The sequence below is a fragment of the Veillonella sp. Ser01 genome, assembly GCF_053850375.1.
On the sequence record NZ_JBSPUA010000001.1, the window covers coordinates 591,081 to 603,396 of the forward strand.

Genomic DNA, 12,316 nt, shown 5'->3' on the forward strand with positions numbered 1-12,316 from the left:
AGATGAGTTAAAAACTCATCTCTTTTTTTGTTCCATTAATAGGTCTATTTCTTCTTCCGTATAAACCTCAATATTATTCATTAATAAGGCCTCTACAGTACATCCGTGCCCCTCTCGCAGGGTTTTACTAAAGGTACCATCATAAATGCGCTTATAACCGCAACTAGGGCTTTTTGCTTTCATTAGTGCCTGCTTACATCCCTGTTGAATTGCTATATGCAATGCAATTTGAGCTCCTTTATGGAATTCTGTGGTTACATCAGTTCCATTAGCCGTACATACACGTTTACCTTGTCGTTCCGCAGGATCTCGAGGTATGGTAAGACCACCTAATACTTCTGGACATACGGTTACTAAATCAAAAGTATCCTTTAACAGTGGTAACTGTTCTATAAGATTGTCTTTCCCATCATAACGACAGGATACGCCACATAAACATTCACTAATTAATAATTTTGCTTTATTATTCATAACATTATTAAACATAGAGAATCCTATTTGAAATAGATCATCTAATAACAAACGCACTCTCATATTTTTAAATTATACACATTTAAAATTTAGATTTACATAAGAAAAAAGACTAACCGAAGTTAGTCTTAATTGGTGCCGAGGACCGGAATCGAACCGGTACGGTTGTTTCCAACCGACGGATTTTAAGTCCGTTGCGTCTGCCTGTTCCGCCACCCCGGCATGGGTAACGATTGTGGAGGCGGCACCCAGAATCGAACTGGGGAATAAAGGTTTTGCAGACCTCTGCCTTACCGCTTGGCTATGCCGCCATATAAAGTTGGAGCGGGAAACGAGATTCGAACTCGCGACCCCCGCCTTGGCAAGGCGGTGCTCTACCGCTGAGCTATTCCCGCATGTACATGGTGCCTCAGGACAGAATCGAACTGTCGACACACGGATTTTCAGTCCGTTGCTCTACCAACTGAGCTACCGAGGCATGAATGGCGACCCCGATCAGATTTGAACTGACGATCTTCGCCGTGACAGGGCGACATGTTAACCGCTACACCACGGGGCCGTATCCAAAGTACTTGCTTAGTATATCGGTTATCAGGACTTTTGTCAACACTATCCTACAATATTTTTGATGAATTCTTCTTCATCTTTTAATGTTGTAGATTCTTTATGTCCTGGTTCGACAATTAAATCCTTTGATAACGTTAATATATGCTTCAAACTAATGATTAAATCACGGGGATTACTCTTATAGTTGTCGGTATTTCCTACATTTTGTTTGAATAAAGTATCTCCAGAAAATAGATGTCCACCAATCTCCAAACAAACTGAGCCAGCACTATGGCCTGGTGTATGATGTACGATTATTTTAAAAGGCCCTACTTCTAATTTACCGGCCACTAAATCTTTACAATTCGTGTACATTTTCTTTTTATATACACTAGGTCTACGTCGGATTAGTTGTAATAACTCTTGATCCAAAGGATGTAAATAAGCGGGAATATTATAATACTCACAAACCTCATCAAGAGCCGACACATGATCACAATGACCATGTGTTAATAATACTGCTATAGGCTCAGAATCTCCTACCATTTCAATTATATGCTTACTATGAAACCCGGGATCAATAATAAGAGATTTTCCATCTTTAATTAATACATAACAATTTGCTTTATAAAGCCCTAGAGGGCGTTTTATAATATTCATATTATTCGCCCTCCTATAGGATACGATACCGTTTAGCAGATTGTTTTTTTATAAAATACCCTTCCCAGAATTGAGGATGAAGCATAACAAGAATTGTAAATAATTCCAAACGACCTAATAACATGTCTGCCATTGCTACGCATTTAGCACTATCAGACATACTACCAAAGGCATCTGTAGGCCCAAAACCACCAAATCCAATGCCTACATTACTAAGAAAAGCTGTTATAATTTGCATCGCATCATAAGTAGACATTCCAGAACAAGTCATAAGGAAAACAGATATAACGTAAATCATTAAATATAAAAATAAAAATTGCTGTGACATCTGTATCCATTTAGTAGGCATCGGTTTACCATTAATGCGCACGACTTGTACCATCTCAGGATGAATTGATTTTCTTAAATAAATAATGCTGCTCTTAATTAGAATAATGAGGCGAATAATTTTTACGCCCCCTGTTGTAGAACCACTACAACCACCAAAAAATGATGAAATAAATAACATCATCTGTGCAGCGGCTGGCCATAAATCATAATCGCTTACAGCAAATCCACTACCAGTTTGAATCGATACATAATTAAAGGAAACATCTCTAAAGATTTGAATTGGATCATTAATATTTGATTGTACTGCCATCGAAATTGATATGATAGCAATTCCAATAAAAATAACTAGCCAATACATACGTGTTTCAAAATCATCAATCAAAACACGAATGCCTCTTTGCAGTGCATTATAATATACTGCAAAATTACCACCAGCAAGTATCATGAAAAATATAAATACAAAACAGATATAGTTGCTTTGTTCATAAATAAATGTACCTGCAGATGTAGGTGCAAAACCACCTGTAGCAATAATGGAAAATGCATAATTTAATGCATCAAAAGGCTCTATACCACCAGCCCATAGCATAACGAAACAAATGGCGGTAAAAGCAACATATAAACGCCAAAGTTTACTGGCCATTGATTGAATACGAGGCATAACAACACCAGGTTTTGGTACCGATGCTTCTGCATTAAACATATGAGCTGCATCTGCACCTAAGTTCTTTAAGAACGATAAAATAAGGACAATAATCCCCATCCCACCAATCCAGTGCATTAATCCACGCCATAAAACATATGTCTTAGGTAAATCATCTACGCTATTAATAATTGTAGCACCAGTTGCTGTAATCCCTGATGTAGCTTCAAATAGAGCATCAAATACATTGGTTAATATACCACTAAGAATAAATGGTAAGGAACCTAAGATAATTGTTAATATCCATGTAGATGATACAACTAAAAACCCATCACGAAGACTAAAGCTTTGAGTTTCATGACCATAATAAGATAAAAGTCCACCTAAGCCAAATGAAATACCAGTAGTAACCAAAAACGACCAATATGCAGTTTCAAATACAATACCATATATAAAAGGAATTAATGTAAAAATCCCAAAGATATATAATAATCGCCCCACTAAGGACATGACAATTTGAATGCGCATAGTCCCTCCATACTAGGTAAGATATTTAAGTAATTTACTTACAGATTCAGGTAACGCAAATAGAACAATGTGATCTCCATCTAAGATTTCAGTATTACCACGTGGTACGATAGCTTCATCTCCACGTAAAATTACACCAACTAACGCCTTCCCTGGTAAACGGATGTCCTTTAATTGTTTACCAGCCACAGGTGATTCACTTGTAATGGCAACCTCTATAGATTCCGCTTTTCCACCTTCAAAGGTCGAAATAGATAAAACACCTTCTCCACTACGCACGAAACGTAAAATTTGACTCGCTGTAAATAAACGTGGCGAGAATACCACATCAATCCCCACTTGTTCCATAAGCATAATGTATTCAGGTCGACCTACGCGCACAACTGTCTTTGGTATGCCCATATGCTTGCCTACAAGAGCAACGAGCAAGTTGAGCTTATCATCATCTGTAACAGCAATTATAACATCACTATCTGCAATTTCTTCTGCTTCTAAAAGGTCAAAGTCTGTAGCATCTCCATTGATAACCATAGACTTATCTACAAGATTAGCAAGTTTTTCACAGCGGTTAAAATCTTTTTCAATAACCTTAACAGAGAATCCAGCTTGTTCTAAAAGAACTGTTAGATTTCTACCTAATAGACCAGCCCCAATGATAACAGCCCGTTTATAAAATGTACTGTGATTATGGAACCAAAGATTTTCTACTTCTTCAACAGACTCTTTTAAGCCTAAGAAGAATACACTGTCATCAACTTGTAGAATACTTTCACCATGGGGAATAATCATTTCACCATAACGTAAAACCCCTACTAGTAAAACACCTTCAGGGAATTTAATTTCTTTTAAAGGTTGACCTATTAATGGAATATCATCTGTAATCTTAAATTCCATAAGGCGTACAGTACCTTGGCCAAATTCTTCTACATCAATAGCTGATGGAGTCTCTAGAATTTGTAAAAGCTCTTGAGCCGTAACCATTTCAGGATTGATAAATAAATCGACCCCTAATTTAGCACGCATCTCATCATCCATATGTTCTGCTACGGTATTATCTCGCACACGAGCAATCGTTGTAGGAACACCTGTAATTTTAGCTACAGAACAAGATAACATATTTACTTCATCAGAATCGGTAACAGCAATAAACATTCCTACATCATCCATACCGATTTCGTTGAGCAATTGTATATCACTGCCATTTCCTTGAACAAGGCTAACATCTAGTGTATTTTCAAGATTTTGTATACGTTCTGGAGAACGATCAATCATATATACATCATGATTATCTTGTATCAAGCGTTGTGCTAAGGAATAGCCAACCTTACCAGCACCTACAATGACAATTTTCATCGCCTTTATTCCTCTTCTTGTGATTCATTACCAACAGGAGGTGTCCATTGACGTCCTGTTTCAGTTAACAATGTCCAACCATTATCTTGAACAATTTTTTTCTCTTTCATCAAATGCCCTAAAGCACGCTTAAAGGCAGCTTTACTAATATTAAATTTATCTTTAATCAACATCGCAGAAGATTCATCGCTATATGGCATCTTGCCTCCACGATTAAGAAGGTACTCCATTATAATGTCTCCATCAGAAATGAGTGCCTTTTCCTTAGTAGGACGCATCGATACGTTGACACGACCATCTTCACGTTTGAAAGTAATACGACCTTCAACCATTTCTCCTACATTTAATTTTCTAGTCATCTCAGAACGATGTAAAAAGGCAATCCATCGTTCAGGAGTGATGAAGAATGCCCCATCACTAGTCAAGTTGTAGATAGCGCCTTTAACAAGTTGTCCTACTTTAGCATCTGTAGCAGCCTTAGATGCGCGACGCATTTCGTCATCAACATCCATAGATACTGCAAAACGACCAGATTTATCTGTATAGAGACGAACCCAAACTTTTTCGCCCACTTGAGGACGACCACGCATCTCCGCGTGAGGCATGAAGATACCACGCTCAGTACCAACCTCTACGAAACAGCCAAAGTTTGTAGTATTGATTACCTCAACATACCCAATTTGCCCTACCTTCATCGCTGGTAAACGCATAGAAGCAGTCAAACGCCCCTTTGGATCGCGATATAAAAATACCTCTACTTCATCACCAATGGCAACAGGAGATGTTTGTTGATCCTTATGAAGCAAAATATCATCATTTGTATTGCCAGTTTGACCATCTAGAAAAGCCCCTTGATCACTAGTACGCAATACTTTTAATGTGGCAATTGTATTTTCCAACAATTCTGTAGCCATACTATACTCCTTCAAATGGAACTCGAACTGCATCATTCCATAATTCTTCTAAACCGTAGAATTCTCGCAACTCATCACCACCAAAGACATGACAAATAATATCGCCAAAATCAAGTAAAATCCATTCACCTTCACGATAACCTTCTCTATGATTTACTGTCATGCCCAATTCTGCTGCTTTATCTTCCATTTCATCAGCAATACTCTGAGATTGCTTAATATTATTTGCACTAGCAATTAGGAAGTAATCCCCTAACATAGATACACCTTCTAAATCGAGAATTTCGATATCTCTGCCTTTTTTATCAAAAGCAGCTTGTGCTAATTGTAATACGATTTGTTTAACTTCTTCTTTATTTTTCATACTATTCCCCTTTTAACGTTTATTAGTACTCTCATCACCCGGTTCTGATGGCTTTGTGATAGTGCCGCCATTATGTTCTGATTCAGGTGCAACCTTAGCTGTGCTATTGGTTGGAGCCGTTACAAATTGTGTCATTTCATTGGCTGGTAGATTTCCCATCGTAATGCCTACTAATCGTTGTGCTTCCGTTGGATTTACCTTCCAATATGTCATATCGCCAACTAACTCTTTTTCACCAGGAAGAATATAGAAATGAATCTCTTCCTTATTAATTTTGCTAGCATTATACACAAGCTTAATGGCATCTAATGTAGAAATATTACTATCATAATGATCCCAAATTCTCCAAATATGCCATGCATTTGTTAAGAAGAATGAATTATGCTCTTCTTCTACCCAAAGTTTCAAAAATCTTTCTTGTCGTTGTACACGTGTAAATGTATCGTGTTTTGGATCAGAATACCGTAAATAGGATAAAGCCTTATCACTATCTAATGTTTGATATCCTCGTTGCAAATCAATATCTTTATTTCCCTCTGCATCCACGTGTTCCATAGTCTGTTCTACATAGATTTGTTGATTTCCTAATACATCGTTAGTCTTTTTGAAAGCATTTTGATTAACTACAACATAATATGGTATAGAAATATGGAACATATCTTCAATGACAGCCTTTGTTAGATCAATACCACCTTTTTCATAGATGCTATTGAGCATACTTGCATCTGTCTGATCTCTATTATCAATTTTACTATTACTAGGAATGCCAATAACATCCATTGTTTTTTGATCTAAATTAATGGATAACAAGAATAGACTATCACTTTGACTAGGATTATTATCATCAGTACCGACAACAAGAATGTATAATGGTTTATCTAATCCTTTTTGTTCTACAGATACAGTATTACCATCTTGTTTATTTCCATTATCTACGGCTGTGTCAGTTGTCTCAGTAGTACCTGTAACAGCTCTATACACATAAGATACCCCAGTATACAAACCATAGCCTATACCACCAAGTAGGGCAAGTACTACAATAACAGCTACTATAAATCTAGGCCATTTAACAGATGACTTTTGTTGACGTCTTCTTCTACGACGGCGAGCTCTTGCTCGTTCACGTTCTTCCATATATAAACTCCATTATTTACAAGATTGTAACACATCATTACGACCAAGAATGGTCAACGGATAAATCGATAAATTTTGCTCTATAAGATGAATAATAGTATTATCAAAACCAAGCAATACAGCCTTATCTAAATCTAGTTCTGAAACGTTACGCAACTCATCCACACCGGGAAAATCTCGATTAGGCTCAATATAGTCTGCTAAAAATATCACCTTATCTAGCATAGACATATGTACCTTTCCAGTCGTATGAACTCGAATAGCTTCTAAAACCTCATCATCAGATATAGAAAACTCTTTTTTTGCTCGAATCATACCAGCTAAGCCATGTAAAAGATTGCCATTACTTAATAATTCTTGATCAGCATCATAAGATTCACTTTTCACAAGATTTTGCATATCTGGTAAAGGCAATTCTTTAGCGCAATCATGTAGTAATGCGGCTAATCTAGCCTTTTCAACATCAACGCCATAAAGCTTAGCTAAATGAGTAGCCGATTCCACAACGCCAAGAGTATGCTTAAATCGTTTCATGCTCAGCCATTGACTCACTCTAAGTTGTATTTCATCAAATGATAACATCCTTTATTCCTTCCCATAAATATGGTTTTCCTCTATATATTCCACCACACATTTTGGCAACATATATCGAACTGTTTTACCAGAGCGTAGACGTTCTCGTAAATACGTAGCAGATAATTTCATCTCAGGAACCTCCATAAGATGTATTTTTTCACATGCTTTAGGGCCTAAAATTGCTAATGTTTCGTCAATTGCACTTGATCCATCAGGTCTTGTAGCGCCAATAAAGTGGACCTCATCTAATAATTCCTCAATAAACTTCCACGTTGGTAATGCACGAATTGTATCAGTACCAGCGATAAAGTAAAATTCAACATTCGGTCCATAAAGGACCTTAAAATGTTGAATAGTATCAACTGTATACGAAGGGCCTTCTCGACGCATCTCTACATCAGAAATCTCAAAATTAGGATTATCTGATACGGCTGCTGCCGTCATAGCATATCGATGACGACTATCTATTACATCATGTTGTTTGTGAGGCGGAATCTTGGCAGGTACAAAAATTACCTTTTCTAGGTTAAAGCTTTCACAAGCCACCTCAGCAATCATTAGATGCCCTAAATGGATAGGATTAAATGTTCCACCTATGATTCCTATACGACGTTTCTCTACCATAATAATGCCACACCCTTAATGACAATGACACAGATAACGATAAACAAGAGCAATGCCTTTCCATAGGATATCCATTCGTATCGACCTTTTGGTGTTTGAATATATCTGTAGTATGCCCTTATTAAGTAATATACGGTCTTCACTTTCGAACTTGGCCTTCTCCAAATACAAAGTATTTATATGATGTTAGTGCTTGTAATCCCATTGGTCCGCGAGCATGAAGCTTCTGGGTACTAATACCAATTTCCGCACCAAAACCAAATTCAAAACCATCAGTAAAACGAGTTGATGCATTGTGATAAACTGTAGAACAATCTACTAAGTTCATAAATACTTTTGCACGCATTGGTTCATCTGTTACTATAGCTTCTGAATGATGTGTAGAATATAAATTCACATGATCGATTGCTTCCTCAAGAGTATCAACGATACGCACATTTAAATCCAAATCATTGTATTCTGTGTTAAAGGACGTCTCTGTTAAAGGAATTATATTTTCCATATATTGAGCTACTGCTTCATCACCGTGAATACGAACGCCATATTCTTGTAACCCTTTATCAAGGCGAGGTAAAAATTCAGCAGCTACTGCTTGGTGAACTAACAAAGTTTCCATAGCGTTACATACCGATGGACGTTGCACTTTAGCATTAACAGCAATGTCTAATGCCATATCGAGATTAGCATATTCATCTACGAACGTATGACATACACCACTACCTGTTTCAATTACAGGAATACTACTTTCATCTACAACACGGCGGATGAGTCCAGCCCCGCCACGAGGAATAATGACATCAATGTATTTACGTTGTTGTAACAGTACACCAACCATATCGCGATCAAGAACCTCGACCAATTGGATAGCATTCCCATTAATGCCCAAAGATTCTAGAGTATTACGCATGATAGACACGATGATTTGATTCGTATGGAATGCCTCTTTACCACCGCGCAATATAGTAGCATTTGCAGTTTTTAAACAAAGTACACCAGCATCGATAGTCACATTGGGGCGCGCTTCAAAAATAATACCAATCACACCAAAAGGTACTGCTCTTTTTTCTATAGTCAAGCCGTTAGGACGTGTAATCGTTTCCATAACAGATCCCACAGGGCTTTCAAGAGTCGCCACTTGACGAACACCTTCTGCCATTTGAGCAATACGATTAGGTGTTAATGTTAATCGATCAATCATGGTTTGAGGCACATTATAGTCCCCAGATTTGTCTAAATCTTGCTTATTAGCGGCCATAATTTCATCAGTTTGTGCTTCCACAGCATCAGCAATTGCTAATAATGCAGCATCTAACGTACCTTGATCAAGTTGAGCCAATTCAAAAGCAGCTGCTTTAGCTCTTAGCCCCATATCTTTACAAATTTCTTCATACTGGTTCATATAGTATCCTCAGTGTAATAAAACTAGATTATTACGATGTATTGCTTCATCATAGGTTGTATTAATTCCTAAAATTTGAGCTATATCATTTGTATTATGACCTTTAATGGCCTTCATATCTTCAATGCCATAGTTAATAAGTCCTCGACCGATTTCTTTACCATCATGGTAAATAGAGATTGTATCACCAGGCCCAAATGCCCCATCTACATCAATAATACCAGCTGGTAAAATACTAGCACCTTTATCTAATACAGCACGAGCACAACCATCATCAATAGTGATTGACCCTTTTAATCGTTTACCAAAGGCAAGCCAGTGATGTTTTCCTGATAAGCCAGCATCATGTGCTTCAAAAAGGGTACCAATATTTTCACCCTTACATACGCGGCGCACAGAATCCTCCACTTCACCAGATGTAATTACCATAGGTACACCAGAATTTGTAGCCATATGGGCTGCCTTTATCTTGGTATACATGCCACCTGTACCCATATTAGATCCAGCTCCACCTGCAATAGCATAGGTTTCATCAGTAATTTCAGAAACGATTTCTATCAATGTTGCATCAGGATGAGTTGCTGGATTAGCTGTATATAATCCTTCAATATCGGATAAGATGATAAGCAAATCAGCATCTACAATGCCTGCCACAGTAGCAGATAAAGTATCATTATCACCAATTTTAAATTCCTCAATAGCAACTACGTCATTTTCATTGATAATAGGAATAACATTGAGTTGCAATAACGTATGTAGTGTATTGCGCAAGTTTAGATAACTATGGCGGCTTGTACTATCTTCTTTTGTTAATAGAATTTGACCTACTGTACGACCATATTCACGAAACATACGCTCATACATATGGATGAGGATACCTTGTCCTACTGCTGCAGCAGCTTGTTTCAAAACAAGGTCTCTAGGTTTTTCTTTAAATCCTAGAGGAGCAAGGCCAGCTCCCGTTGCACCAGAAGAAACAAGGATAACCTCTTTACCTTGATTAGCTAAATCTGACAATTGGCGTACTAATCGTTCTATGCGCTCTAAGTTTAAATGTCCATTAGCATAACATAGCGTACTACTGCCTACTTTAACTACTATTCTTTTTGCGTCGATGATAGCACTGCGCATAGATTAACCTCCTAGGCCAACAGGTTATGACGTTCCCACTATAATAAAATTCAGTAATATGACGATTTACTTAGGTAAAATAATTTTAGGTTCTTTTTTAGCTTTATATAAAACACCATTAAAGCCAATGACTTGGACTAATTCAGCACCTAACATATCGGCTAACTCTTGGAAAATCGTCTTATCTTCAGGGCTATTGTTGTGTAATTTCACCTTGATTAATTCACGAGCCATTAAGGCTGCACGAGCACTATCAATAACACTATTTTCTAAACCATTTTTACCAATTTGAACTACTGGTGGCATTGTTGCTGCCAAAGAACGTAAATACCGTTTTTGTTTTCCTGTCATTATTACTCCTACTCTTGGAATGTAAAGCGTTGATCGCCAATCACAACTTCATCACCGTCTTTACAACCTTTTTCTTTTAATTTAGCATCTAGCTCCATAAAGCGCCAAATGCGTTGGAATCTACGAAGAGATTGATCATCACTTAAATTTGTCATTGCTACTAAACGTTCAATACGTTTACCTGTAATATAGAATGCAGCATCGTCACCACGGGTGATAACGAATTCTACATCTGGTTTTGCTTCGTATACTACTGTATCATCAGTTGCTTCCGGTTCTGGCTCAAAGTTTTCTACATAGTAGTACGCTCGTTCCATAAGTTCTGGTAAACCTTCGCCACTTAATGCATTGATAAGGAATACTTCGTAGCCTTTATCTTCAAAATATTTTTTTGTATCAGGAATTGTTGTATCATCAAAGACCATATCAATCTTATTGAGTGCAACAATCTGTTTTTTATTGGCTAATTTTTCAGAATATTTACGAAGCTCTTCGTTAATTGCATCAAAATCAATCTTTGGATCGCGACCTTCCATACCAGATACATCAAGGACGTGAATTAAAATATTAGTCCGTTCTACGTGACGCAAGAAGTTATGTCCTAAACCAACACCTTCGCTAGCACCTTCAATAAGGCCAGGAATATCTGCTAGTACAAAACTACGGTCCCCAGAGATTGTAACTACCCCAAGTACAGGTGTCAATGTAGTAAAGTGATAAGCCGCAACCTCTGGTTGAGCTTTAGAAACTTTACGCAATATACTGGATTTACCAACAGATGGATAGCCTAATAAACCTACATCTGCCAATACTTTTAATTCTAATTGTAACCAGAACTCTTCGCCCGGTTCACCTTTCTCTGCAAATGTCGGTGCACGGTTAGCACTTGTTTGGAAACGTGCATTACCACGGCCCCCACGACCACCTTTAGCAATAACAAATGTATCACCATCATTAACGAGATCACAGAAAATTTTTCCCGTTTCTTCTTCTTTAATTACGGTGCCCAACGGAACTGGGATAATAAGTGGCTCAGAACCGCGACCATGCTTATTGGAGCTTTCACCATTACCACCAGCAGGCGCCTTAAACTGACGTTTATATCTAAAGTCTACAAGAGTATTAATATTCTTGTCCGCTTTAAAAATAACGTCTGCCCCTTTACCACCATCGCCGCCACTAGGGCCGCCATTTGGCACGTATTTCTCACGGCGGAAACTAGACATGCCGTCCCCACCATCACCGGCCTTAACAAAGACACGCGCTCTATCTATAAACATATTTTAACTCCT

Annotated in this window: 13 protein-coding genes and 5 tRNA genes; all 18 read right to left on the reverse strand. The window is 37.7% G+C overall.

What is annotated here, in order from left to right; genetic code table 11:
- Positions 1–15: 15 nt before the first annotated feature.
- On the reverse strand, positions 16–471 hold the full coding sequence (locus ACWTVK_RS02785) for a DUF523 domain-containing protein (RefSeq protein WP_105086000.1): 456 nt from the start codon (positions 469–471) through the stop codon (positions 16–18).
- A 133-nt stretch (positions 472–604) separates the two neighbouring features.
- Positions 605–693 (reverse strand) — tRNA-Leu (locus ACWTVK_RS02790).
- A gap of 14 nt (positions 694–707) precedes the next feature.
- Positions 708–782: transfer RNA gene (locus ACWTVK_RS02795), tRNA-Cys, on the reverse strand.
- A gap of 9 nt (positions 783–791) precedes the next feature.
- A tRNA-Gly gene (locus tag ACWTVK_RS02800) sits at positions 792–866 on the reverse strand.
- Positions 867–873: 7 nt separating this feature from the next.
- Positions 874–949: transfer RNA gene (locus tag ACWTVK_RS02805), tRNA-Phe, on the reverse strand.
- 5 nt (positions 950–954) lie between these two features.
- Positions 955–1,030 (reverse strand) — tRNA-Asp (locus ACWTVK_RS02810).
- 50 nt (positions 1,031–1,080) lie between these two features.
- Complete coding sequence (locus ACWTVK_RS02815; protein ID WP_119208202.1) at positions 1,081–1,677, reverse strand: MBL fold metallo-hydrolase; 597 nt, start codon at positions 1,675–1,677, stop codon at positions 1,081–1,083.
- Positions 1,678–1,690: 13 nt separating this feature from the next.
- Entirely contained in the window at positions 1,691–3,178 is a 1,488-nt protein-coding gene (locus tag ACWTVK_RS02820) for a TrkH family potassium uptake protein (protein ID WP_308521990.1), read from the reverse strand.
- Between the two features lie 12 nt (positions 3,179–3,190).
- Positions 3,191–4,531 carry a Trk system potassium transporter TrkA gene (gene trkA / locus ACWTVK_RS02825; RefSeq protein ID WP_303940513.1) on the reverse strand — a complete coding sequence of 447 codons (1,341 nt, stop codon included), beginning with the start codon at positions 4,529–4,531 and terminating at the stop codon, positions 3,191–3,193.
- A 5-nt stretch (positions 4,532–4,536) separates the two neighbouring features.
- Complete coding sequence (locus ACWTVK_RS02830; protein ID WP_295198978.1) at positions 4,537–5,445, reverse strand: CvfB family protein; 909 nt, start codon at positions 5,443–5,445, stop codon at positions 4,537–4,539.
- A 1-nt stretch (position 5,446) separates the two neighbouring features.
- The gene (gene rsfS / locus ACWTVK_RS02835; protein ID WP_024066146.1) at positions 5,447–5,809 is read right to left on the reverse strand and encodes a ribosome silencing factor; all 363 of its coding nucleotides are present in this window, start codon (positions 5,807–5,809) and stop codon (positions 5,447–5,449) included.
- A gap of 12 nt (positions 5,810–5,821) precedes the next feature.
- A complete protein-coding gene (locus ACWTVK_RS02840; RefSeq protein ID WP_119208207.1) occupies positions 5,822–6,943 on the reverse strand; it encodes an LCP family protein in 1,122 nt (373 codons plus the stop codon).
- Positions 6,944–6,955: 12 nt separating this feature from the next.
- Entirely contained in the window at positions 6,956–7,525 is a 570-nt protein-coding gene (gene yqeK / locus ACWTVK_RS02845) for a bis(5'-nucleosyl)-tetraphosphatase (symmetrical) YqeK (RefSeq protein ID WP_456045868.1), read from the reverse strand.
- Positions 7,526–7,528: 3 nt separating this feature from the next.
- Complete coding sequence (nadD, locus tag ACWTVK_RS02850; protein ID WP_456045869.1) at positions 7,529–8,143, reverse strand: nicotinate-nucleotide adenylyltransferase; 615 nt, start codon at positions 8,141–8,143, stop codon at positions 7,529–7,531.
- Between the two features lie 139 nt (positions 8,144–8,282).
- The gene (locus ACWTVK_RS02855) at positions 8,283–9,542 is read right to left on the reverse strand and encodes a glutamate-5-semialdehyde dehydrogenase (RefSeq protein ID WP_456045870.1); all 1,260 of its coding nucleotides are present in this window, start codon (positions 9,540–9,542) and stop codon (positions 8,283–8,285) included.
- 9 nt (positions 9,543–9,551) lie between these two features.
- Positions 9,552–10,673, reverse strand: a complete 1,122-nt coding sequence (gene proB / locus ACWTVK_RS02860; protein ID WP_456045871.1) for a glutamate 5-kinase — start codon at positions 10,671–10,673, stop codon at positions 9,552–9,554.
- A gap of 66 nt (positions 10,674–10,739) precedes the next feature.
- Entirely contained in the window at positions 10,740–11,024 is a 285-nt protein-coding gene (gene yhbY / locus ACWTVK_RS02865; RefSeq protein WP_024066152.1) for a ribosome assembly RNA-binding protein YhbY, read from the reverse strand.
- A gap of 8 nt (positions 11,025–11,032) precedes the next feature.
- A complete protein-coding gene (obgE, locus tag ACWTVK_RS02870) occupies positions 11,033–12,304 on the reverse strand; it encodes a GTPase ObgE (RefSeq protein ID WP_060924669.1) in 1,272 nt (423 codons plus the stop codon).
- Positions 12,305–12,316: the final 12 nt, after the last annotated feature.

Excerpts from the sequence above, each read along its gene's own strand:
- ACWTVK_RS02855 (WP_456045870.1), bottom strand. The coding sequence starts at position 9,542 with ATGAACCAGTATGAAGAAATTTGTAAAGATATGGGGCTAAGAGCTAAA.
- ACWTVK_RS02820 (WP_308521990.1), bottom strand. The coding sequence starts at position 3,178 with ATGCGCATTCAAATTGTCATGTCCTTAGTGGGGCGATTATTATATATC.
- ACWTVK_RS02840 (WP_119208207.1), bottom strand. The coding sequence starts at position 6,943 with ATGGAAGAACGTGAACGAGCAAGAGCTCGCCGTCGTAGAAGAAGACGT.
- proB (WP_456045871.1), bottom strand. The coding sequence starts at position 10,673 with ATGCGCAGTGCTATCATCGACGCAAAAAGAATAGTAGTTAAAGTAGGC.
- ACWTVK_RS02785 (WP_105086000.1), bottom strand. The coding sequence starts at position 471 with ATGAATAATAAAGCAAAATTATTAATTAGTGAATGTTTATGTGGCGTA.
- yqeK (WP_456045868.1), bottom strand. The coding sequence starts at position 7,525 with ATGTTATCATTTGATGAAATACAACTTAGAGTGAGTCAATGGCTGAGC.
- nadD (WP_456045869.1), bottom strand. The coding sequence starts at position 8,143 with ATGGTAGAGAAACGTCGTATAGGAATCATAGGTGGAACATTTAATCCT.
- trkA (WP_303940513.1), bottom strand. The coding sequence starts at position 4,531 with ATGAAAATTGTCATTGTAGGTGCTGGTAAGGTTGGCTATTCCTTAGCA.
- ACWTVK_RS02830 (WP_295198978.1), bottom strand. The coding sequence starts at position 5,445 with ATGGCTACAGAATTGTTGGAAAATACAATTGCCACATTAAAAGTATTG.
- yhbY (WP_024066152.1), bottom strand. The coding sequence starts at position 11,024 with ATGACAGGAAAACAAAAACGGTATTTACGTTCTTTGGCAGCAACAATG.
- ACWTVK_RS02815 (WP_119208202.1), bottom strand. The coding sequence starts at position 1,677 with ATGAATATTATAAAACGCCCTCTAGGGCTTTATAAAGCAAATTGTTAT.
- obgE (WP_060924669.1), bottom strand. The coding sequence starts at position 12,304 with ATGTTTATAGATAGAGCGCGTGTCTTTGTTAAGGCCGGTGATGGTGGG.
- rsfS (WP_024066146.1), bottom strand. The coding sequence starts at position 5,809 with ATGAAAAATAAAGAAGAAGTTAAACAAATCGTATTACAATTAGCACAA.